Annotated in this window: 22 protein-coding genes, 1 tRNA gene and 1 pseudogene; 12 read left to right on the forward strand and 12 right to left on the reverse strand. The window is 60.6% G+C overall.

Annotated features, from left to right (window positions below):
- Positions 1–2: 2 nt before the first annotated feature.
- From LVY71_RS10050 to LVY71_RS10070, 5 genes are all read right to left on the reverse strand, one after another.
- A complete protein-coding gene (locus tag LVY71_RS10050; protein ID WP_002711294.1) occupies positions 3–284 on the reverse strand; it encodes an acyl carrier protein in 282 nt (93 codons plus the stop codon).
- Positions 285–444: 160 nt separating this feature from the next.
- Positions 445–759: a hypothetical protein gene (locus LVY71_RS10055; protein ID WP_235099650.1), complete on the reverse strand. Its 315-nt coding sequence runs from the start codon at positions 757–759 to the stop codon at positions 445–447.
- Between the two features lie 191 nt (positions 760–950).
- Positions 951–1,418: an MgtC/SapB family protein gene (locus tag LVY71_RS10060; RefSeq protein ID WP_235099651.1), complete on the reverse strand. Its 468-nt coding sequence runs from the start codon at positions 1,416–1,418 to the stop codon at positions 951–953.
- Positions 1,419–1,443: 25 nt separating this feature from the next.
- On the reverse strand, positions 1,444–2,025 hold the full coding sequence (locus LVY71_RS10065; RefSeq protein WP_235099652.1) for a peroxidase-related enzyme: 582 nt from the start codon (positions 2,023–2,025) through the stop codon (positions 1,444–1,446).
- 104 nt (positions 2,026–2,129) lie between these two features.
- Entirely contained in the window at positions 2,130–3,890 is a 1,761-nt protein-coding gene (locus tag LVY71_RS10070) for an ATP-binding protein (RefSeq protein ID WP_235099653.1), read from the reverse strand.
- Positions 3,891–4,319: 429 nt separating this feature from the next.
- On the opposite strand from LVY71_RS10070, the gene LVY71_RS10075 reads away from it, so the two are divergent.
- Positions 4,320–4,393 (forward strand) — tRNA-Gln (locus tag LVY71_RS10075).
- 212 nt (positions 4,394–4,605) lie between these two features.
- Here the strand turns inward: LVY71_RS10075 and LVY71_RS10080 are convergent.
- The 3 genes from LVY71_RS10080 to LVY71_RS10090 form a co-directional block, all read right to left on the reverse strand.
- The gene (locus LVY71_RS10080; protein WP_235099654.1) at positions 4,606–5,106 is read right to left on the reverse strand and encodes a tetratricopeptide repeat protein; all 501 of its coding nucleotides are present in this window, start codon (positions 5,104–5,106) and stop codon (positions 4,606–4,608) included.
- Between the two features lie 107 nt (positions 5,107–5,213).
- Entirely contained in the window at positions 5,214–6,491 is a 1,278-nt protein-coding gene (locus LVY71_RS10085; RefSeq protein ID WP_235099655.1) for a c-type cytochrome, read from the reverse strand.
- A 181-nt stretch (positions 6,492–6,672) separates the two neighbouring features.
- On the reverse strand, positions 6,673–7,566 hold the full coding sequence (locus LVY71_RS10090) for a substrate-binding domain-containing protein (RefSeq protein WP_235099656.1): 894 nt from the start codon (positions 7,564–7,566) through the stop codon (positions 6,673–6,675).
- 87 nt (positions 7,567–7,653) lie between these two features.
- Between LVY71_RS10090 and LVY71_RS10095 the strand changes: the two genes are divergently transcribed.
- From LVY71_RS10095 to LVY71_RS10120, 6 genes are all read left to right on the forward strand, one after another.
- On the forward strand, positions 7,654–8,346 hold the full coding sequence (locus LVY71_RS10095; protein ID WP_235099657.1) for an ABC transporter permease: 693 nt from the start codon (positions 7,654–7,656) through the stop codon (positions 8,344–8,346).
- A 2-nt stretch (positions 8,347–8,348) separates the two neighbouring features.
- Positions 8,349–9,071, forward strand: coding sequence for an energy-coupling factor ABC transporter ATP-binding protein (locus LVY71_RS10100; protein ID WP_235100077.1), 723 nt, complete (start codon positions 8,349–8,351; stop codon positions 9,069–9,071).
- Positions 9,072–9,088: 17 nt separating this feature from the next.
- Positions 9,089–9,925: an ABC transporter substrate-binding protein gene (locus tag LVY71_RS10105; protein WP_235099658.1), complete on the forward strand. Its 837-nt coding sequence runs from the start codon at positions 9,089–9,091 to the stop codon at positions 9,923–9,925.
- Between the two features lie 137 nt (positions 9,926–10,062).
- Positions 10,063–10,242: a hypothetical protein gene (locus LVY71_RS10110; protein ID WP_235099659.1), complete on the forward strand. Its 180-nt coding sequence runs from the start codon at positions 10,063–10,065 to the stop codon at positions 10,240–10,242.
- 130 nt (positions 10,243–10,372) lie between these two features.
- Positions 10,373–11,494 carry a molybdopterin-binding protein gene (locus tag LVY71_RS10115; protein ID WP_235099660.1) on the forward strand — a complete coding sequence of 374 codons (1,122 nt, stop codon included), beginning with the start codon at positions 10,373–10,375 and terminating at the stop codon, positions 11,492–11,494.
- Positions 11,495–11,502: 8 nt separating this feature from the next.
- On the forward strand, positions 11,503–13,452 hold the full coding sequence (locus LVY71_RS10120) for a molybdopterin biosynthesis protein (protein ID WP_235099661.1): 1,950 nt from the start codon (positions 11,503–11,505) through the stop codon (positions 13,450–13,452).
- 10 nt (positions 13,453–13,462) lie between these two features.
- On the opposite strand, the gene mobA is transcribed toward LVY71_RS10120, so the two are convergent.
- The 4 genes and pseudogenes from mobA to LVY71_RS10140 all read right to left on the reverse strand — a co-directional run bounded on the left by mobA (position 13,463) and on the right by LVY71_RS10140 (position 17,952).
- A complete protein-coding gene (gene mobA, locus LVY71_RS10125; RefSeq protein WP_235099662.1) occupies positions 13,463–14,092 on the reverse strand; it encodes a molybdenum cofactor guanylyltransferase MobA in 630 nt (209 codons plus the stop codon).
- Positions 14,085–14,954: a formate dehydrogenase accessory sulfurtransferase FdhD gene (locus LVY71_RS10130; protein ID WP_235100078.1), complete on the reverse strand. Its 870-nt coding sequence runs from the start codon at positions 14,952–14,954 to the stop codon at positions 14,085–14,087. The genes mobA and LVY71_RS10130 overlap by 8 nt, the downstream gene beginning before the upstream one ends.
- A 66-nt stretch (positions 14,955–15,020) precedes the next feature.
- A pseudogene (locus LVY71_RS10135) lies at positions 15,021–15,854 on the reverse strand (Mrp/NBP35 family ATP-binding protein); the annotation flags it as partial.
- Between the two features lie 58 nt (positions 15,855–15,912).
- Entirely contained in the window at positions 15,913–17,952 is a 2,040-nt protein-coding gene (locus tag LVY71_RS10140) for a 4Fe-4S binding protein (RefSeq protein ID WP_235099664.1), read from the reverse strand.
- Positions 17,953–18,101: 149 nt separating this feature from the next.
- Here LVY71_RS10140 and LVY71_RS10145 point away from each other — a divergent pair, with 149 nt between their 5' ends.
- Genes LVY71_RS10145 through LVY71_RS10165 form a run of 5 tightly spaced genes read left to right on the forward strand, consistent with a single transcriptional unit; the run spans position 18,102 to position 21,696 of the window.
- Positions 18,102–18,860, forward strand: a complete 759-nt coding sequence (locus LVY71_RS10145; protein ID WP_235099665.1) for a biotin/lipoate--protein ligase family protein — start codon at positions 18,102–18,104, stop codon at positions 18,858–18,860.
- Positions 18,861–18,865: 5 nt separating this feature from the next.
- Positions 18,866–19,438 carry a DUF6505 family protein gene (locus LVY71_RS10150; RefSeq protein ID WP_235099666.1) on the forward strand — a complete coding sequence of 191 codons (573 nt, stop codon included), beginning with the start codon at positions 18,866–18,868 and terminating at the stop codon, positions 19,436–19,438.
- Entirely contained in the window at positions 19,435–20,454 is a 1,020-nt protein-coding gene (locus tag LVY71_RS10155; RefSeq protein ID WP_235099667.1) for a DUF6352 family protein, read from the forward strand. The genes LVY71_RS10150 and LVY71_RS10155 overlap by 4 nt, the downstream gene beginning before the upstream one ends.
- Before the next feature lie 25 nt (positions 20,455–20,479).
- A complete protein-coding gene (locus tag LVY71_RS10160; RefSeq protein WP_235099668.1) occupies positions 20,480–20,989 on the forward strand; it encodes a DUF3305 domain-containing protein in 510 nt (169 codons plus the stop codon).
- Positions 20,986–21,696: a DUF3306 domain-containing protein gene (locus LVY71_RS10165; protein ID WP_235099669.1), complete on the forward strand. Its 711-nt coding sequence runs from the start codon at positions 20,986–20,988 to the stop codon at positions 21,694–21,696. Before LVY71_RS10160 ends, LVY71_RS10165 begins: the two co-directional genes overlap by 4 nt.
- Positions 21,697–21,730 lie beyond the last annotated feature (34 nt).

Here is a 21,730-nt window from a genome sequence, read left to right on the forward strand (position 1 = left end):
CGTCAGGCGCCCTTGGCGGCGACCAATTCGTCGATGCGCGCGCTGAGGTTCTTCAGGACGAAGTACTGTTCGGTCGTGGCCTTGCCGTCGTTGACCTCCTGCGTCCATTTCTCGAGTGGCAGCTTGATGCCGAACGCCTTGTCGATCGCAAAGGCGATGTCGAGGAAGTCGAGGCTGTCGATCCCCAGATCGTCGATGGCGTGGCTTTCCGGGGTGATCGTGTCACGAGGAATGTCGCACGTTTCCGCAATGATCGTGGCGACCTGATCGAATGTAGACGACATGCTAAACCTTTGAGATTTTTGAGCTAAATGCCATTTCTTGGGGTGGGGCGCGGCGTCTTGCAGTGCCGCGATCCCCGTTGACGGGTTGAATCCCCGTATATCGGAGCGGTGCCTCGAGTTCAATGGCGCAACAGGACCCAAACCGGGCCGGTTTTCAAGGCTAATTGTGGCGAATCACATCGCTGGTCTGCGCCGAGATATGCGCGCAATCCCGCCGCCCCATCAACACGCAATCCTGAGTATTACGCAGGTCCGCGAGGGTCACGGCAAGCCAGATGCCGATCCCTGTAAGCGCTGCCGTAAATGCAATCGCGGCGATATTGGCAATCATCCGGTGGCGATATTCATCCGGGTTTTCACCCTCGCGCTCAAACCGTGACAGGTCGGGCGCAAGGGGACCAGGCGCACTGGCCACTGGCGGCCGTGCATGCGTGCGCGGACGAAATTTAAGCACACGATGTTCGCCGTCAGTCATCAAGAGAGCTTCCAGATCGATCTACGCATATTAGTCCGCAGGACAAACATGTCTCCAGGAAACAAGGTATTCCTGTGATGCCGAAAAGGATAGGTGGGAACGTGTGTCGCGGATCGGTACGAAAATATGCCGTGTGCAGCGCACGCTATCCAACATGTGATGCCTTGAAGGTGATGCGAAGGGCTGCGGGATCAATTCGGTTGCGTGTCGTCCGGTGGCTTGCCTCCGAAAAGGCCATGCAACGTCCGCTCCAGCGGGCCGCCGAACATCAGCAGCAATAGCGCAATCACGAGTGCGATGCCGACCAGCCGCCAATGCCCGAGGCCGCACACGACTCCAATGCACGCGGTGAACCAGACGCAAGCGGCGCTCGTCAGTCCCTTCACCTTGTGTTGGTCGCCATGAACGATGACACCGGCGCCAAGAAAGCCGATGCCGGTGAGGATGCCCTGCACGACACGGCTCGTTGCGTCCGATAACTGACCCGCTTCGAGCGACGCCGGGCTGGCGATCAGGACGACGAGCGAAGTCGCAAGGCCGACCATGCCTAGCGTGCGTAGGCCGATCGGTTTGCCATGCAGGTCACGGTTGAGGCCGATCGCACCCGACGTCAGCGTGGCGACACCCAGTCGGAGCACAATGTCCCACCATTCGAGCAAATCGAAGTCCTCTTGAACCGTAGCGTTACGACTTCGGCACGCGGCCCATCATATAGAATTCGTCGTTCGGGCGCATGTCGGTGACGCTTGCCATGCGGTTGGACAGGGCGAAGAAGGCTGCGATGGAGGCGATGTCCCAAATGTCATCGTCGCTGAATCCGTGGCTGTGCAGCATTTCGAAATCCTGCGCCGATGTCTTTTGCGACTCCAGGCAGACTTTGACCGCGAAATCGAGCATGGCGCGCTGCCGCGGCGTGATGTCGGCCTTACGGTAATTGTTGGCGATCTGGTCCGCGATCAGCGGATTCTTGGCGCGGATGCGCAACACAGCTCCGTGCGAGATGACACAGTAGTGGCACTGATTGGCCGCACTGGTCGCAACTACGATCATTTCGCGCTCGGCCTTGCTCAGGCCGCCGTCTTTTTCCATCACCGCGTCATTGTAGGCGAAAAATGCCCGGAATTCGTCTGGTCGATAGGCCAGCGCCAGAAAGACGTTGGGCACGAAGCCGGATTTCTCCTGTACGCCGAGAATTCGTGTACGGATGTCGTCCGGCAGCGAATTTAACGCAGGGACGGGAAAGCGGCTGATAGGAGGCGTGGTCATGCTGATGATCCGATGCAGTCAAGAAATCTGATCCGGACCATAAAGGAGGACGATGCCGCCGCAAAGCATGCGCTTGCGCGCGGCAGTCCTGCGATGAACTGCAATCAGCGCAACGGCTTTTTCAGCAACGAGAACCGGTCCGGATCGAGGCCGAGCGAGGGTTGCAGCATGGGGGCTTCCGGCGCGCGGGGAATGGGACGTTCCGCCACGCCTCGATCGAACGTTGGGTCGTTCGGTGTTTCACGATGCGACGTCGCGCCGCGCCAGCGCTCCAGCACGGAGCTGACGAAACTGATGTCGTGACCGCTTAAAGCCGACGGTGTCGTTGCGATGGTCGCTTCGCTGCGCGGCAACTGGTGTGCCGGGACTTCCTTGAAGCGGAGCCTTGTCGGCAGTGCGACGCCTTCACCGAAGGCCAACACTTCACGCGTTCCGAGCGACGGCACGAATGACAGGAGATTCGCCGCGGCATCCGAGACCGCAGAGCGCAGCAGCATTTGGTCGCGTTCGTTGGCAAGCCGCATCGCGAACAGCGTGTTGCATTGGGAAATGATGGTCGCGTCGAGTTCGGCCGGACGCTGCGTCACCAGCGCGAGATAGACACCATATTTGCGGCCTTCCTTGGCGATGCGCGACACAGCCTTGCGCGTCGGTCCGAAGCCTACGCCGCGGTCGGCGGAGGCGTAGCGATGCGCTTCCTCGCAAACGAACAACATCGGCGATGCGCCGTCGCTCCACAATCCGAAATCGAATGCCATGCGGCACAGCACAGACACCACCGAGTCCACGACTTCGGCGGGAAAGCCGGCAAGCTGCATGACCGTCATGGGCCGGCCGTTTGCGGGCATGCGGAACAGATGGCTGATCACCTCGGCCATCGTGTCGCCACCGACGTTGGCGTTCTCGAACATGAAGGCGTAGCGCGGATCGTTCTTCACAGTTTCGATACGCGTAATCAGCTTGTGATAGACGATGCGCGAGGAGCGGTTTTCCAGCTTGCCCATGCGCTCGTCGATCAGCGAAATCAGATCGACAAGCCGGTACGGCACGGGCGTGTCGGCGGTATAGCCGATGGTCTTGGGATCAACGCGCTTCAGGCCGAGGCGATCCGTGTTCTGGTATTGCGTATAGGTCGCCTTCGCCACCGGGATGAGTTCGATAAGAACTTCGAGCTCCTCCGGAACGCCGGGGCGTCCGCCGAAAATCACATCGACGAATTCCTCGAAATTGAAAAGCCAGAATGGCAGCTTAAGATTTCGTGGATTGAGAACGAGCGCCTTGTCGCCGAAGCAGCGGCCGTATTCGTTATGCACGTCGAGCAGAAAGACACGCAGGTTGGGCCGTACCTGCAGAATTTCGTTCAGCAGCAGCGAAACGCCGCTGGATTTGCCGACGCCGGTGGAGCCCAGCACCGCGAAGTGCTTGCTCAGCATGTCCTCGACATCGACATAAGCTGTGACGGACGGGTCCTGTTGCAGCGTGCCGATATTGATCTGCTCGGCTTTCGAAGGAGCGTACACCGTCCGCAGTTGCTGGTTGGTCAGCACGTCCACCAGATCACCGATGGTCGGATAGCTGGTGACGCCGCGCTGGAAGCGGCCGGACGGACCGGCTGCGATCTCGCCCAGCAGATCGACGGACGCAATCGCAATGTAGTTATCGGTGGGTGGCAGATTCTCGCGGCTGACCTCGGTGATCATCGCGACAATGATGGTGGTTGCCGTCCGGATCCCGAAAAATTGGCCGACGGTGGCACGCACATTGGCGTCGTTGATCTGGCTCGTTGCCATGAGTCCGACGCGGGCTTGCGACCCGCGAACCGAAATGACCCGCCCGAGAGCCGCTGGCTGCGGTGAATTCAACATGCAGTGGATTAGCCTGTGTTAACGCTCGAATTTCCCCAACTGTACAAAGACTTGCCACAAGAATTGTTAAACGGCCCGGCTGCGCGCGCCGGGGGCGCAGGGGCGAGCTTCAACAGGCCAAGCGCCGGGACTGCCGCCAGTTTCGCTAAGTCTCGGGAGACATGAGGTATTTTTATCTAAGCGGGCTGGTTTGCAAAATGGTCTCCAAGATTCAATTAAGCCTTTGTTTACCTTGGATTAATGGAGCTTCCAGCGGGATGTCGGGATGAAATGCTCACGGCTTTCTGACGTCTGGGTAGAGATGGTGCAAGGCAGGGGTAGACCGCAGCGCAACCGCGCTTTATATCGAGCGCGCAATATCGATTTGCTGATTTGGATAGCGATCCGTCCGGCGTGCTTCAACACACGCCAGTCTCGTCCGCAATCGATTGGGGAATGGTGTAACGGTAGCACAACAGACTCTGACTCTGTTTGTCTAGGTTCGAATCCTAGTTCCCCAGCCAGCCAGTCTGCCCCTGTGCGTCACCTGACTTATGCAACATGAACACGGAAGCGTGGGCATTGAAACGCGCAGCCTTAGTCCCGGCATAGCGCACGTTCTGCACTTCTACCTCGAGCGGCGGCCTTAACTCCTTGCGGACGCCGCTGCAGAACTTCGACCGTGTCAGGGATTAATAAGCAGCGAGATCGCATCTGATCGCGCCGTCCGCCGTGGTCAGTCACATTGCTTATAGCTTGATGACGCGCACTTCTGAGCTTTTGCCCGCGCTTCCGCGATCTGCTGGGGGGTCAATTCGTTTGATACAGTAGCGAGTTCTTTCTTGGCGTCGGCATTTCCCTGCGTCGCAGCAATGTCGTACCACATGTACGCGCGCGCGATGTCGTCAGACTCGCCGCCTTCTCCCTTGTAGTAGAGGCTTCCAAGAAGAACCTGCGCGTCGGTGTTGCCCTGTTTCGCAGCGAGGCGGCTCCATTTCTGAGCCAGCTTGCGGTCTTTCGAAACGCCCAATCCCATTTTATGCATCAACGCAATTCGATACTGCGCTACCGCGTTCCCCTTTTCTGCGAGAGGCCGGAAGAATTTTGCGGCGGCGGCGTATTCCTTTCGTGCAAAAGCCTTGAGTCCGTCTTCCCACTTTCCCGCATGAGCGAGGGGAGCGTTGAGCGTTAATCCCAAGGCAAGCACAGATACGATACACCCAAGGCGTTTGATCATTTGTCTCGTTCCCGTATCTTTAAAAAATTCATATAGATTATGAGACTTTCTTATCCGGAACACCGGATATTCGCAACACCGCGCGTCTTTCCTGCACAGGCTGCTGTTCACTGTTTTGTGGCCCGCGCGAGAAATCTCACCAGTGCCTGTCGGTCCTCGCCCGAACTGATGAGTTGCTCAGGCATTTTTGTGCCGGGCGTATAGGCGGTGGGGCCGATCTCGAAAAGCTTAGACACGGTTTCCGGGGTCCAGACGATATCGAGCTTCTTCAGCGGCTCTGAAAAATTGTAGCCCGGCAAGGTCGCAATCCTGCGTCCGAAAATTCCCGAGAGTGTGGGGCCGGCCTTGTTGCCCTGATCTGGCGTGAGCGTGTGACAGGCGACGCAAGCACGAAAAATTTCTGCACCGCGGTCACCCGCATAAGCGGAAAGCGGGTCGTTCGGGCTTTCTTGAATGGTCGTTCCTATCGGCTCTCCCGTGCGCGCATTCCAGCGGCGGATCATACTGTCCGCGCCGCCCGTCAGCAGGGTGCCATTGTCCGGCATAAACGCGACAGACCACACAGGAAGCCCCGGTCCGACCAGCCTGCGCGTTACCGTGCGTGCTTTGGGATCGATGATGGCGACCGCTCCGCGAATATCGGCGGCCGCAAGCAGGGCGCCGTCCTTCGACATCGCCATCGCAATCAATGGGACAGGCCCCACCGCGGTCTCGCCCTTATATTTGCCCGCGCGATCGAGAAAATAGACTTTGCCGTCTGTGCCGGCGGTGACGATCTGCCCGTCATTGGAGACAACAACTGAATTGAGCGGTGCGGGCAGGGTAACGACAGATGGAGCAGCTGTGCTGTCGAGAGGCCAGACGCGGACAGTTAGGTCATAACTGACGCTCACGAGAGTTTTGCCGTCAGCGCTAAACGCGATTCCGTTGACGTTCTGAGAATGGCCTTCCAGCACCCGTGTCACGCCGCCGGAGAGGGGCCAAAGTCGCACGGTGTGATCCCATGCCGCCGAGGCGAGTGTTAAGCCGTCGGGCGACAGCGCAAGCGCAGCAATTGGGGCGGTGTGGCCTTCGAGCACGACGTCAGGCTGCGTCTTTCCGGAACTCCAGATTGCGATGCGGCTGTCAGCGCCCGCGGTGGCGGCGCGGCCGTCGTGGAGCAGGGCCGTTGCGTTGACAGCATCGGCGTGAAATCGGAGGACCTGTTCGGCGGTGTCGCGGTCGAGCGACCAGTGGATCGCACTGCCGTCGAAACTTCCTGAAAGAAGCGTCCGGCCATCGGATGAAACCGACAGCGCCCGCACCGGACCGCCGTGGCCGCGCAATTGAGCGAGCGAAGGAGCCGCACCCAGTGCGGCAATGAGTGCGCCAATCAGGAGTGGCACACCAGCTCGATACCTTCTGACGTGACGGTCGGCGTCCCGCACCGGTGATCCCTTGAAACCAGATATCTCCACATCGAAGCATGAAATCCATGCGCGATAAACCGGGCGTGATAATGGTCATGTAGCGGAGTGGCCGCGGGGATAATCCTGACGGCAAACAAGTCATCACGCGAAGATTGTGTCAGGCGAAATAGCGGATTTTGCCGGCCGGTGCAGTGTCGTAGCCCGTGAGGTCGTTGGCGCGTTGCTTGAGGGCCGGCTGGACAATGAAATTCACCAGCGCTTGCAGCGCCGGTTTGAAGTATGAGCGCTGACGCATCATCAGGTCGAAATTTTCCCAAAGCAACGGCACAAAGTCCAGACCGGCAGTCTTGGCCGCTGCACGCGTTGCGATGCCGCAATCCGCTTTGCCGGCGCGAATTGCAGTCGCCAGATCAGGCCCGGTCAGGCACGGCGAATCCAGCCGACGCAGATCCTTCGGCTTTGCGCCATGCTGTTTCAAGAGGGCATCGAGCAGCATTTGCGCGCCGGCGCCAGGTTGCCTGACAGCCATCGTCGCGCCCGAGCTGAGAACGTCGGCGAGGCTGGTGAGATTTTTCGGGTTTCCCTGTTGGAGCAGCAGGCCCTGTTCGCGCCTCACGAAGCCGACCAGCACGGCGTCGTGCAAACTGGCGATCGTCCGCACTGCAGCGACATTGGCATCCTCGCCAGAATCCTGCACATCATGTTCAGTATGGAAATGGATCGCTGCGGCGATCGCTTCGCCGCGCAGCACACGGCCGACGCCGCTCTCGGTCCCTTCAGCAAGCGTTGCAAGACCAGAGCCGGACTCGCGCAGGCTCCACTCGAGCAGCCCATCCTGACTACCGCCAACGATCAAAGGTGGATTGGAAGGACCCATGCCGATCGGTAGGATCAGTTCTGATAACACCCATCTATCAAGCTCTTCACGCGGGAAAAGCCATTTACCCGTCACCTTGGTGCAAGGGATCGCCCCGTCGGCCACCAGCTCGTAAAGCTTGCGCTCCCCCAGCCGCAGGTACTCCGATGCTTCGCTCGTGGTCAGCAAGTCCATCCTGCATCTATATGCATATTCATGTTTCTTTTCAATTCATTGACAGACTAGAAAAATATGCAGGACAAGGCATGACGGAGGGAAGTCATGCTGGACGGGGCGAATGCTTGGCAATTAATCGTCGGTTGTGACCCGGCGCTTTTCGCCATCGTCAAACTGTCGCTGGCCGTCAGTCTTTCCGCTGTTGTGCTTGCAGCCATTGTTGGTCTGCCGCTCGGTGCATTGCTTGCGCTGATGCGCTTCCCGGGTCGGAGCGCGATTGTTGTGCTGGTCAACGCGTTCATGGGACTACCGCCCGTCGTGGTTGGCTTGGCGGTTTATCTCCTGCTGTCGCGCTCGGGGCCGCTCGGCGATCTCGGAATCCTGTTTACGCCGACGGCGATGATCATCGCTCAGGCGGTGTTGATTGTGCCGATCATCGCGGCTCTGACACGTCAAACCATTGAAGACCTCTGGATTGAGTATCGCGACGAACTGTCGGCGATGGATGTCGGTCCGCTCGGTCGCGTCACGACGCTGCTTTGGGATGCGCGCTTCAGTCTGCTGACCGCGCTGCTTGCGGGTTTTGGACGCGCGGCGGCGGAAGTTGGCGCGGTCATGATTGTTGGCGGCAATATAGATGGCTTCACCCGCACCATGACCACGGCAATTGCGCTTGAGACGTCGAAGGGCAATCTGCCGCTTGCCCTCGGTCTTGGCGTGGTCCTCGTGGTGATCGTTCTTGCGATCAATGCGGCGGCATGGGGCGCGCGGGTCTGGTCCGAACGGCAGGCGGGATGACGATGCGGGCACCGCTGACCGATCTGCCAGTTCTGTTCGACCGCGTAACGCTGCGTGCCGGCGCCACAACGATCATCGATCGCCTCACGCTGACGCTGACACCGGGTGCGCCGACGCTTGTGGTTGGGCCGAACGGTGCGGGGAAAAGCACCCTGTTGCGCCTGTGCATGGGGCTAGCGACGCCAACCGAAGGCAGCGTCACGTGGGGTGGTCGCAGCGACGCGAAGCCAACGCGCCGCGCATTCGTGTTTCAGCGTCCCGTGATGTTGCGCCGAACGGCGGCGGCCAACATCGCCTATGGGCTGGCCCATGCGGATTACCCGCGCGAGCAATTGGCTGCACGCACGGCCGAATTGCTCGAACGCGTCGGTCTGCTGCATCTTGCCACACGTCCCGCTCGTCGCTTGTCCGGCGGCGAACAGCAGCGGTTGGCGCTGGCGCGTGCATTGGCTCGCGATCCGGAACTGCTTCTGCTCGATGAGCCGACCGCGAGTCTCGATCCCGCGGCTACGCGCAGCGTCGAAGAGATCATTCGCCACGCCGCGCAGTCCGGTATCAAGATCGTTATGTCATCGCACGATCTCGGACAGGTCCGGCGTCTCGCCGGCGATGTTGTTTTCATGGTGCGCGGGACAGTGCGTGAGCAGGCCGCCGCCGAAAATTTTCTAAAGAACCCGTCGACGCCGGAGGCCGGGGCCTTCGTGCGCGGCGATCTGGTCATTTGAACTGAGGAGAACACGTCATGAAACGTCAGTACGCTTCTTTTGCCTTCGCGCTCTCGCTGTTCGCGGCGGGGTTAGCAACGCCGGCGTCCGCGCAGGACAAGTCCATCGTCGTGGCTTCCACCACATCCACGCAGGATTCAGGCCTGTTCAATCACATCCTGCCGTTGTTCAAGGCCAAAACCGGCGTCGAGGTGAAGGTCATCGCGCAGGGCACCGGACAGGCGCTTGATACCGCGCGACGCGGCGATGCCGACGTCGTCTTCGTACATGCCAAACCGCAGGAAGAAAAATTCATCGCCGAAGGGCAGGGCGTGAAACGCTTCGATGTGATGTACAATGACTTCGTGCTGATCGGGCCGAAAAGCGATCCGGCCGGCGTCAGCGGATCGAAGGATATCGTCGCGGCCCTGAAAACAATTCAGGGGAAGGCGCTCCCGTTCGTTTCGCGCGGCGACAAATCCGGGACGCATTCCGCTGAACTTGCGCTGTGGAAGCAAGCTGGCGTCGATCTCGAGACAGCGAAGGGACCGTGGTATCGCGAGATCGGTCAGGGCATGGGTGCTGCGCTCAATACGGCGGGCGCAATGAACGCCTATGTGATTTCCGATAGAGGCACGTGGCTTTCCTTCAAGAACCCCGGCGATCTCGTGATCGCGGTCGAAGGTGACAAGCGGCTGTTCAACCAGTACGGCGTGATTCTGGTGAATCCGGAGAAGCATCCCTCAGTGAAGAAAGACTTGGGGCAGAGTTTCATCGATTGGCTGCTCTCATCCGAAGGTCAAGCCGCCATCGCGGCCTATCAGGTCAACGGCAAGCAACTCTTCTTTCCTAATGCCGAAAGGAAGGCATCCTGAGAGAGCTTGGGCGTACAAAGCAAAAGCCGTCTTACTTCTTGGTTTCAGGCGGGCAATCGGGCCGGACTTCCATCGGTTTTCCGTCGCTCTGCACCGTCGGAGCGGCGGAATTTGCGTGTCCACCGGCAGATGGTAGGATGGCGCTCTTTTCGACTCCCATCGACGTGTCAGCGGTCTTGGCGTTTCCGGAGGTCGTGCCTGGCGACGTCGCTGCCGTGTTGCAACTCGTCTCAGGCTTTTCACCTGCGGTCCCGGCTGTCTGGGCCAGTGATGGCGTGACTGCGAACAGCGCCGCGCAGGCAGCGGCAATGAACTGAGTGCGCATGAGAGGCCTTTGTGCAAGAGTAAGCAATGCATGAATTGTCCTCATCAACTCCTCGCCTCTAAGATGGTTCCGGGGTTCGGATTGCCAGTGTTTTGCACGACCCTCCCGCGTTTGGCGTCAAGATGACGCAGCGTTTGCCAACCGCGCTCACGCCGCTCGATGCCGCCCTGCGCCTTCTGCTGGAGGGTGTTGAGCCGGTAGAACCCATCGATGTATCGCTAGAAGACTCTGTGGGCGGCGTCGCGGCCGCGGTCATAGTCGAGGCGCCACATCCGGCCTTTAACGTTGCGGTCTTCGATGGTTGGGCACTACGGGCCCGCGATATCGTTGGCGCATCGTCCTACTCCCCATTGCCGCTGCCTGCTCCGCCGGTTTGGGTAGAAGCGGGCGATCGTGTGCCGGGCGATTGTGACTGTGTGCTCGATGCCGATTTGGTCGACGAAACCGGACCGATCTTTCAGGTTCTCGCGGAGTCCTTTCCTGGCCTTGGCATTCGCAGGGCTGGAGACGATATTGCTGCTGGCTGTTCGATTGTCGCGCCGGGAACGCGCGTGAATGCATTTAATATGCTTGTCGCCCGCGCCGCCGGGTTCGACCGTATTCCGGTTCGATCTCCACGCGTGGGCGTGATCGATGTCCCTTCCGCTGATCGCAATACTGCATCCTCGCAATTCATGCTGAAATTTGCACAAGCTGCCGGTGCACAAGCCGTCGGCTTGCAGGCAAAGGGACGCGATGCGGCCAGCATTTCCGCCGCCTTGGAAGGAGACGCTTACGACCTGCTCATAACGGTCGGCGGCACAGGGATGGGCCGCACCGATACGACGATCGCCGCGCTGGCAGAACGCGGAGCCCGTCTGATTCATGGACTTGCGGTGCAGCCGGGGCGCACGGCAGCAGTCGGAAAGATTGGTAGAGTACCGATCATCGCGGCTCCCGGCGCCCCCGAGCAGGCCTTGGCGGCATGTTTGATGCTGCTTCAACCGGCGTTGGACCGGTTCACGGCAAGGTCGCCACGGCGTGAGATGGTTCGCCCCCTCGCGCGCAAAATTTCTTCGTCTATCGGTGTCGCCGAGATTGTATTGCTCGAAACGTTAGATGAGACCTGGATGCCGATTGCCGCTGGACAACTGTCGCTCGGTGCCATCGCCGGCGCTGATGCATGGCTGGCCGTGCCGGGGGACAGCGAAGGTTACGCAGCCGGAACAACGGTTGGCGGGCTTTCTCTTCGCGATATGATGTGAGACTTAGTATGATCAAGCCGAAGGCATCGCCAAACAACGGAAACGTCGATCAAGGTCAGTTCCTGACCATCCTGTCGCGTGAAGAAGCGCTTGCGCGCTTCGAGGCAGCCCTCTTTCCGCGCGATCTGGCGGCCGAGGACCGCGCGCTGGCCGACGCGCTGGGTCTCGTTGTGGCAAACGATGTTGTTGCTGTTGTCGACGTTCCACCGTTCGATCGCTCCAATGTCGATGGCTTTGCCGTGCGTTCGGCCGATCTTGCCATGGCGGGCGAAGCATTGCCGATCCGCCTGAATCTGAACGGCGAAGTGATTGCGTGCGGCACCGTGCCGCAATTGCCGGTGACACAGAGCACGGCGACGCCGATTGCGACGGGAGGTCCCATTCCGCGCGGCGCGGACGCCATCGTCATGGTCGAGCACACGCAGCCGGCGGGCGCGGCTGCGATCAATATCAGGCGCGCGACGTCTCCCGGACAATTTGTGTCTTATGCAGGCTCCGACATTGCGCGGGGCGAGGTTGTGCTGCGCGCAGGAACGCTGATCGGCTCACGCGAAATCGGCATGCTTGCGGCATCTGGTGTCGCACGCGTGTCCGTAGCGCAAAGGCCGCGCGTGGCGGTCATTTCCACAGGCGACGAGTTGGTTCAGCCCGGCCAGCCGCTACGCCCCGCCGCAATCTTCGATACCAATGGCGCGATCGTAACGGCTGCCGTGTCCGAGAATGGCGGCGAAGTCCATTTCCTGGGCGCGTTTCCCGATGACGAGGACAAACTCGAAGCCGTGATGCGCGAAGCATTGGCAAGCAGCGACATGCTCATTCTGTCCGGCGGCACGTCGAAAGGCGAGGGTGATGTTTCTCATCGTATCGTCGCGCGGCTCGGCAAACCCGGCATCATTGCGCACGGGGTCGCACTGAAGCCCGGCAAGCCGCTGTGCCTTGCGGTATGCGACGGCAAACCGGTTGTCGTCCTGCCGGGTTTTCCGACGTCGGCGATGTTCACGTTCCACGACATGATCGTGCCGGTGCTGCGCCGTCTTGCGGGGTTACCGCCGCGCAATGATGCGCGGGTGACTGCGAAGGTACCGGTGCGAATTGCTTCAGAGCTTGGTCGGACGGAATTCGTGATGGTGTCGCTGGTCGAAGGCGATGACGGACTGATTGCTTATCCGACCGGCAAGGGCTCCGGCGCGATCACGTCGTTCGCACAGGCTGATGGCTTTCTGAAGATCGATGCACTGGCCGAGCAGATGCCGGCGGGCGCCGAGGTGGAGGTCACGCTGTTTACACCGCATGTGCGCGTGCCCGATCTCGTGATCGTCGGCAGCCATTGCACAGGGCTCGATATCGTTACGGCGCCTTTGGCGCACGACGGTCTGTCGGTGCGGTCGATTTCAGTCGGAAGTCTGGGCGGATTGTCGGCGGCGCGGCGCGGGGAATGCGACCTCGCACCGATCCATCTGCTCGACGAAAAAACCGACACATACAATACGCCTTTTCTTGTTGAAGGTCTTGAACTCGCGCCTGGCTATAGGCGTATGCAGGGCATTGTGTTCCGCACGGGCGACAAGCGGTTTGAAGGTCTCGGCGCGGAGGAGGCGGTGCGATCTGCGCTGAAGGACCCGTCATGCCTGATGGTCAATCGCAACCAGGGTGCGGGTACGCGCATTCTGATCGATCGCCTGTTGGGGGAGGCCCGGCCCGACGGCTACTGGAATCAGCCGCGCTCCCACAACGCGGTGGCCGCTGCGGTGGCGCAAAATCGCGCCGACTGGGGCATGACCATCGCGCCGGTCGCGCGCGCGGCAGGTCTTGGATTTATTCCGTTCGCCGAGGAGCATTACGACTTCGCGCTTGTGACGTCGCGCAAGCAGCGCTCTGCTGTTCAGGCGTTTCTCGACGCGCTCCGCTCGGCGGAGGTTCGAAAGGCACTGGAGCAGGCGGGGTTCCGTCCGGCGTAGCTCGTCCCGATTACGCGCCGTCTAAAGCCGCGAGCCGCTCCGCCTCGGCGATATCCTCGACCGTATTGGCATTGAAGAAGGGATCGAGCAGTTCGGTCGGCCATGTGACTGTCGCCAGTTTGTAACGTGCCGTCCAGCGGTCGATCTTGCGGATGTCTTCCACCACCAGCGCGTGACGCAGTTCGCCTCGTAGCGCGACGTTCCAGAGTCCGATGACCGGATGGGTTTGTTCGCCGGAGGCGGCGACGGCAAGTTGCGCGCCTTGCTCGATTCGTGCGTGTTGAAGTCGCGCTACGAGATCCCGAGGCAGGAAGGGACAGTCTGTCGCGGCACTGAGCACCCATTCGACATCAGGCCTGTGCGCCGCAGCCCAGTCGAGGGCTGTGAGAACGCCAGCGAGAGGCCCGGCAAATCCCTCAACGGTGTCAGCGACGACAGGCAGCCCGAACGACGCGAAGCGCGCCGGATCGCCATTGGCATTGAGAATGAGCCCGTCGCATTGCGGCGCAAGCCGCGCGATGACACGCTCGAGGATGGTGTGGCCGCCGATGGTTTTCATCGGCTTGTCGCCGCCACCCATGCGCCGCGCAAGGCCGCCAGCGAGCAGTACACCAAGGGTCGAAGGCTGGTCGTCAGTCATCGTCGCTGCCCTTGCGGCGATGACGCGCGGATTCTTCTGCGACGAATTCGAGGTTCTGGTCGAACACAATCCGCTCCTGTCCGGAAAGCGCGATGAATCGCTTGCCCTTTGTGCGTCCGACCAGGGTCAGCCCCACTTGCCGCGCAAGCTGAACGCCCCAGGCGGTAAAGCCGGACCGCGAGACCAGAATGGGGATGCCCATGCGCACCGTCTTGATCACCATTTCGGAGGTGAGGCGGCCTGTCGTATACATGATCTTGTCGGCGACATCGATTTTGTGACGCCAGGCCCAGCCCGCGATTTTGTCGACCGCATTGTGCCGGCCGACGTCCTCCATGTAGCAAACCGGCTCGCCTTCCTTGCACAGCACGCAGCCATGAATGGCGCCCGCTTCGAGATAGAGCGAGGGCGCAGTGTTGACCGCGTGGGTCATCTGATACAGCCATGACGTGCGTAACTCGGCATAAGGCAGCGACGCACCTTCGATCGCTTCCATCAGATCGCCGAAAGCGGTGCCCTGTGCGCAGCCGGAGGTCAGCGTTTTCTTCTTCAGCTTTTCCTCGAAGTTCGTGCCGCGTTCGGTGTAGACGACAACCACTTGCAAATCATCGTCGTAGACCACTTCTGTTACAACATCGTCGGGCTTGAGCATGTTCTGGTTGAGCAGATAGCCGAGCGCCAGATATTCTGGATAATCGTTGATCGTCATCATGGTGACGATCTCCTGGGAATTCAGATAGAGCGTCAGCGCGCGCTCTACCGGCACATTGATCTCGATAGGCGCGCCGGTCTGATCGATACCAGTGACGCGCTCGGTCAGTCGCGGGTTCTTCGGATCCGGCATCACGCGCGGGGTGGGCATGCCTCCCGGCTCCGCCTTCTGCGACTTCGCACTCTCCGATGTGATCCGTGTGACGTCGGCCATGGCTTACTCGATCACGATACGCGGTGCCGGCTTCGTCGCAGCGCCGGTGGTGATGGATGTCCAAAGCTGGCGTGCGATGTCGATATAGTGCTTCGCGTGAACGCCCTCAGGGTCGGTCGCGACGATCGGGCGTCCGTCGTCCGACGTCTGGCGGATCGCCATGTCGAGCGGAATTTCGCCCAGATAAGGAATGCCACGCTTCTCGGCTTCATGCCGTGCGCCACCGTGGCCGAAGATCGGCGTGACATGGTTACAGGTCGGACAGCAAAAGCTGGACATGTTTTCGATCAGTCCGAGCAGCGGCACATTGACCTTCTTGAACATCTCGATCCCGCGCCGCGCGTCGATTAGTGCGATGTCCTGGGGTGTTGAGACGATCACCGCGCCGGCCAGCGGCGTCTGCTGTGCCATGGTCAGTTGCGCATCGCCAGTGCCCGGCGGCAGATCGACTACCAAAATGTCGAGATCGTTCCACGCGATCTCGCGCAGCATCTGCGTAATCGCCGAAATCACCATCGGACCGCGCCAGATCATGGCGTTGTCTTCCTCGACCAGAAAGCCGATCGACATCACCTTGACACCGAAGCGCTCCATCGGCTCCAGCATGCGCGGACCTACAAGGCGCGGTTTTCCACGCAAGCCGAACAATCTTGGCTGCGACGGTCCGTAGATGTCGGCATCGAGCAGGCCGACTTTCAATCCCATCGCGGCGAAGCCCAAGGCGAGATTGCACGAGGTCGTCGACTTGCCCACACCACCTTTGCCGGAGGCAACAGCGATGACGTGCTGGACGCCGGGAATTCCCGCAGCCTTTGTTGTCGCAGGCGCGCCGGGATGGGCATGAGTGACGGACAAATAGAATCTCCCGCTCGGCGAGCAGCGCCGATGCCTAAGTTTACCGCGATCCGAATGGATCGTTCTTTTTGACTTCCCGCTCGCGCAGATAGTCCTCGGTCGACATCACGGGCGGACGCTGCGGTCCGGCGTGCGGATCGAAACTCTCGTTGACGACAGCCTCGACGCGACAATCCGCGCACATCTTGATGACATCGAGCCGTCGCGCATTGGCCCCCTCGAACATCCAATGCTTCTCTTGCAGCTTTGACAGCACGCGTTCGATTGAGCTTCGGGTGCCGAACGGCGCTCCGCAGGCGATGCAATGGAAAGGCTCTTCTTCCTTCAGGATACGCAGCGGCGCATTCCATGCCTGAAAATCGAGCCGCGGCTCCAGCGTGATGACATCCTCCGGGCATGTCGACTCGCAGAGCCCGCACTGAACGCAGAGACTTTCGGTAAAGCGCAGCATGGCGCGGTCAGGATTGTCCGACAGCGCGTGGGTGGGGCAAGCAGTCACGCAGGCATGGCATAGCGTGCAGCCTTCGACGTTCAAATGCACGCCACCGAACGGCGCACCTTGCGCGAGCGGCACGACATCGACCGGCGCGGGGGCTGCAAGATGCAACTCGCGGAATGTCGTTTCCAGCACGCCGCGTTTTGCACCGCGCGGGACGAAGCTCGCCGGGTTTTCGGACGCCACTCCCGCGGGCATGGCATCAAGCATCGTGCGCAACTGATCGGGATCGTCGGTCTGTATAATACGGACGACCTCTGCGCCGAATCCGAGAGCGGCCACGATCGTTGCCGACATGTCTGCCGTGCGTTGCAGTCCGGCTGTCTCATGGCGGGGCTGCGCACGTGTCAGCAAAGCTGCCCCGGTCCCTCCGTAAGCGAAGATGGCGGCGACCGCTTCGGACCCGAGCTGTGTGACTTCATTGACGCGAACCGGCAGCACATTCGCCGGCAGCCCGTCGCCAAACCGGGCGAGGGCGTCGATCAACGGCTCCCCATGGTCGCCGTCGTGAAACAACACGATGGCGTTCTCTCCGCCCGCCTTGCGATAGGTGTGCAGCAGCGTCCGCAACCGCCGCATCAATGCGTCGACGCTGGGTAGCGAATAGGACGCCGCGCCGGTTGGACACGCTGACGCGCATGACCCGCAGCCGGCGCACACGTTCGGATCGATAGCGACGGCATTGCCGTTCGGGGTGATAGCGCCGGTCGGGCACAGATCGAGACAGCGCGTGCAGCCGGTGATGTTGGAGCGAGAATGCGCGCAGAGCGAATCTTCGAAATGAATGAAGCGCGGCTTGTCGAAGGTCCCGACGAGGTTGCTTGCATCCGAAATTGCTCTTTCGACCGCGGCGCGGTCGCGCGGATCAGCGCGCAAATAACCGGGGCGCAACTCATGAGCCGGAAACAGCGGCAGGCCGCCGCTAAGGTCCAGGACAAGATCGCAGGTCGAGGTCGCGCCGTTGCGCGCGGTTCCGAACAGCAGCTTGTCGCGAGAGGAGGGCGAGGGGAGTGCGTAGTCGTCGATGTCGAGTTCGAATTTTCCGAGATAACCGCGCGCGTTGCGGATCGTGCCCTTGAGCACCGGAAATTCGTTGACCGCACGCGGTGTCAGATCGTGCGGCTTGGTGAGAATGACGGTGATGTCGAGATGATCGGCGAGACGTTTGGCCGCATCGATGGCGACTTCGTCACGGCCATAGATCAGGGCGATGCCGCCGCTTTCAAGCGTCACCAAGGAGATTGGCGGCATCTCTTCCGACGCGGCTGCGATAAGAGCTGCGGCTTTCGGCCCTGCCGCTGCGGCATCCTTCGACCAGCCGCCGGTCTCGCGAATGTTAACGAAGGTGAGAGGAACTTGCGGAAAGTCCTCGGCGACCTCCTTGAACAGCGGAGCTTCCTGGGTACAGGCGACTGTGATCTGTTCCCCTTCGGCGAGGGCGGCCTTGAACTGTCCGACGTCCCGGCCGCAGAGCTGGTTTGCCTGCGTTAAGTTTGCCGCACAGCCGCGCCCGATCGCCTGCGCGTCAAGCGGAATGGTCTTCTCGCAAGTGCAAATCAGAAGGCGGGATTTTGCACCATTCATGCTCTACGACCTTGAATCCTTCCCAGCGGCACAACTATCTCGCAATTATCATATGGTGCTGGGCCTGCCGATTGCACGGGCTCGGCCACCGCCTTGACCGAGATAGCATAGACTGCCCAAATACAAAGGGCTTAGGGAAAATTTCTCGGATGATGAATTCGCGTGCCACATACGCAGAGCAGCCACTCGACCTGCCTCCGGGCTATACGCTTGTCTCCCTCCGTGAATACGGCGACGCGTTCGCGCATGGCTGCGGCATTGCCGCCGATGCTGGCGCTGGAACACTGGTGTGGGTCCGGCGCTACGATCTGGTCGAATTCGCTGTCGTCCTTGAGCCCAATGAGCCGCTCGTCTCCGCACGTCGCGCATTCTTTGCGGGCATGAATGCGACGGCGGATGCCATCGCGGTCCATTGCCCGCCGGAGCGACAGGTAAGTTTTACCTGGCCGGATACGATCCTGTTCGACGGCGGCGTGCTGGGCGGTGCGCGGCTCGGTTGGCCCGCGGATTGTGACGAGACGGATGTGCCTGAGTGGCTGGTGTTCGGTGTCATCCTGCGCGCGGCGGATATGGCTCATATCGGGGAAACCGAGGCGGCGAGCGGAGTGGCCCTGTTGAATGAAGGATTCGAGATGGTCGATACCGAAGCGATCATCGGAAGTTTCGCCCGCCATCTCATGACCGCATTCGATCAATGGAATGAGCGCGGCTTCGATCCCGTAGCGCGCGATTATCTGGAGCGGCTGTCGAGAGAGAATGCCGACGAGCGGCGAGGAATCGACGTCAATGGCGACCTCCTTATCAAGGCGCATGCTTCAGAAAAGGCGCCGGCTCGGATTGGTCTCGTCGATGGGCTGGCCGCAGCGGCGTGGTATGATCCGGAGTATCGCGCTCCGAAACTGGGGTGAGGCGGATGCTGAAACTCCCGCGCACGATCAGACTCGATCCCTCAGATACGTTTGTGTTCGAGCATGCCGCTGAGCCCGGAGAGTGGGCCATGTCGGGCGCATTCGTGTTCTGGGACCGTGATTTTGAGTCGCTTGGGCAGAAACAGCGGGTCGCACTTCGATCTGGCTTTCTCGGCGTGGACAGCCTCGGCTGGTCAACGCTGGCCGTTGTCACGGAAGCAACGGATGCTGAATTCCGGGCGGTCATTGAGCGGCTCGCGGCGCAGCTCATGGACAAATTTGGGGCGCCGGATATGGCAGCCGCGCGCGTTGCCGCCGAAGAGGAAGTCGCGTTCGCGTCCTCTCTATGCGATCATCCACCGCAGACGATTTTGGCCGTACAACGAACCGTCGAGAACGGTGAAATCCGCGAGCGGTTCCGCACGCTGAGGCCCCGGCAGTCGGAGCCGGGCGCGGACCGATTGCACAGCCATGCACCCGCCTTTACCTTTCATGAGGTTGAGGGCGAGGAGCCCACCGAGGAGATCGACCTTCTCGAACTGAATAAGACCGATCGTATCAAGGCGGATCGTACATGAGAGAATTCTGGGTCGCCTCGGGTCATCATCTCACCCGCCGGGCGGATCACGGCGGACTGGTTGCGACGCCTGAGTTGGTTATGGCGTATCTGGCGCGTCCTGAGTTAATGCCACCTGACGACGCCTGCGATGCCGAGCGCGGTCTGCATACTGCTCTGCTTGCCGATCCGTTTCGCCCGGTCACGAAAGCCGATATTGCCGCACTCGCAGATGCCGACGCGCGAGAGAACTGGACGTTTATGATCGCGTTCCGCGACAGGCTTCTCGCGGCCCCTTCGCTTGAGGCGGTGTATGTGTCGTTGGCACGCAAGGGCGCGAGCGATCTGCCGCCGATCTTTCTTTCGCAATTGTGCCACCTGATCCTGCGCAACGCGCTCGATGGCTGCGACGATCCTTATGTGCTTCGCGCTGCGGAGTTGTTTTACCGCAGCCAGAAAGCCACGATTCATGAAGGTTCGCTGCTGCTGGCCGATGCCGAAGTCGTCGAGGCACAGCACCAGGCGCAACATGACCTTCATTCGTCGCCGTTGACCGCGATGCTTCAGCCACAGGCCATTGGAGAGATGGACGTCATGGATGACGACAACGCATGGACCTATTGGTCGCGGTCGGATGCCCATGCGATGGCCATGAATCTCGGCGGCAATCCCCAGGCGCGTGACGGACTCTGCCGCGTCATCGAACGCTGGATCGGTCATCTTCTGGGCGTCACCGTGAAGGTTGAGACCGTTGCATCGATCGAGGACCGCGATTGGCGCTGGTTTGTCGGCCTCGACAGTGAAGGCACCAGAATCGGCAATGCGCTTTGGAATGGTGCTGCACCGGGAGCGGATGCAGCCGAGCGGATCGCCGCTCTGATGCGCCTGACCTTTGATGATGTCCGTTTTGTGGATGAGCGCGTCGGGACCAGGCCGATCTATCTCATTCTGGCGATGGACGCGGAGAAGGTGGTGCGCCTGAAACCGCAGAATCTTATCGTGGGTTTGCCGCTCACGTCGGCGGCGAACGTCGCGTGATTCACGTTCAACGGGAGGTTCATCCATGACTGAGACGTCCCGTGAGGTTGGAGTAGTGCTGCGCCGACGCGTGATTGATAATCCCTGGATCGACCACATGTGGTCGCCGGTAACGGTTCTCGACGATGTGCCGGCAACCGCGCCCTGGACGGTGTTGTCACAGGACGCCGATGCGACGTTGTATTATGCCGGTCGTGCGACGATTGATCTGTTTAGCGCTGACACGGCCAACTATCGCGACAATCTCGCTGACGGCACGCCCCTTATCTGGGTCGCGCTTCGGCGTCAGGATGGCGGTGCGGAACTCGAATTGACGAAAGTGACCGCAGACCCGACCGAAGGCGAGGCGATGTTCGAAAGCGGCACCGACGTCATCGGCACAGTTCCAATGCCGCCGGATATTGCGTCGTGGGTCGCCGCATTCGTCGATGAATTCCATGTCGAGCAGGTGTTCCACAAACGCAAGCGCGATCGGGCGAATGTCGATCGCAGACGCGGTGATGATCCATCCGGCAGTCGGAAGGACGGCGCATGAGCCAGGACGGGAAGGATGGCGACAAGAATTTTCTGTCGCGCTGGTCGCAGCGAAAGCGGGAGGCGAAACTGCCCGAGGCCGACAGCGCGCCTGCAAAGTCGGCCGACGAGACGCAAGCTAGGCCGGCCTCGGCTGCCGAAGGCGGCGCAGAGGAAGCATTCGATCTTTCCAGCCTGCCAAAGCTGGAAGACGTCACCGAAACCACCGATATCACAGGCTTCTTGCGCAAGGGCGTGCCTGAGAGCTTGCGCAACGCGGCCCTGCGAAAGTCGTGGGCGCTGGATCCAGCGATCCGCAACTATGTCAATCCTGCGCTCGATTATGCATACGACTGGAATACGCCCGGCGGTGTGCCCGGAAACAGCGAACTCGCTGCCGGTACTGATATCGCGAAAATGGTTCTACAGATCATGGGGAGCGATCGGGCAACACCCGGACCGGACGAATCGAACGGGCCGCGGCAGGACGGTGCGAAAGCTGCTACCGGTGGTGAAACTGAGGTTGATGCAGTGCAAAATCCTCCGCCGGAGTTGCCGCTTCAGCAAGTGAGACTGTCTCTCCCGACCGATGGTTCCATGCCCGTGCCGGCTGAATACGCCCCGTCGGATCACGTCCAGGTTGAAGACAAGCAAAGTGCAGAATCCGATGAGTCCGGTGCACCGCAACAAGAGGTGCGACGACATGGTTCTGCAAAACCAAGGATTTAGACAAAAGTTTTTGAGACATAGGGCGAGCCTATGA

Source organism: Bradyrhizobium sp. G127, from assembly GCF_021502575.1.
GTDB lineage: Bacteria > Pseudomonadota > Alphaproteobacteria > Rhizobiales > Xanthobacteraceae > Afipia.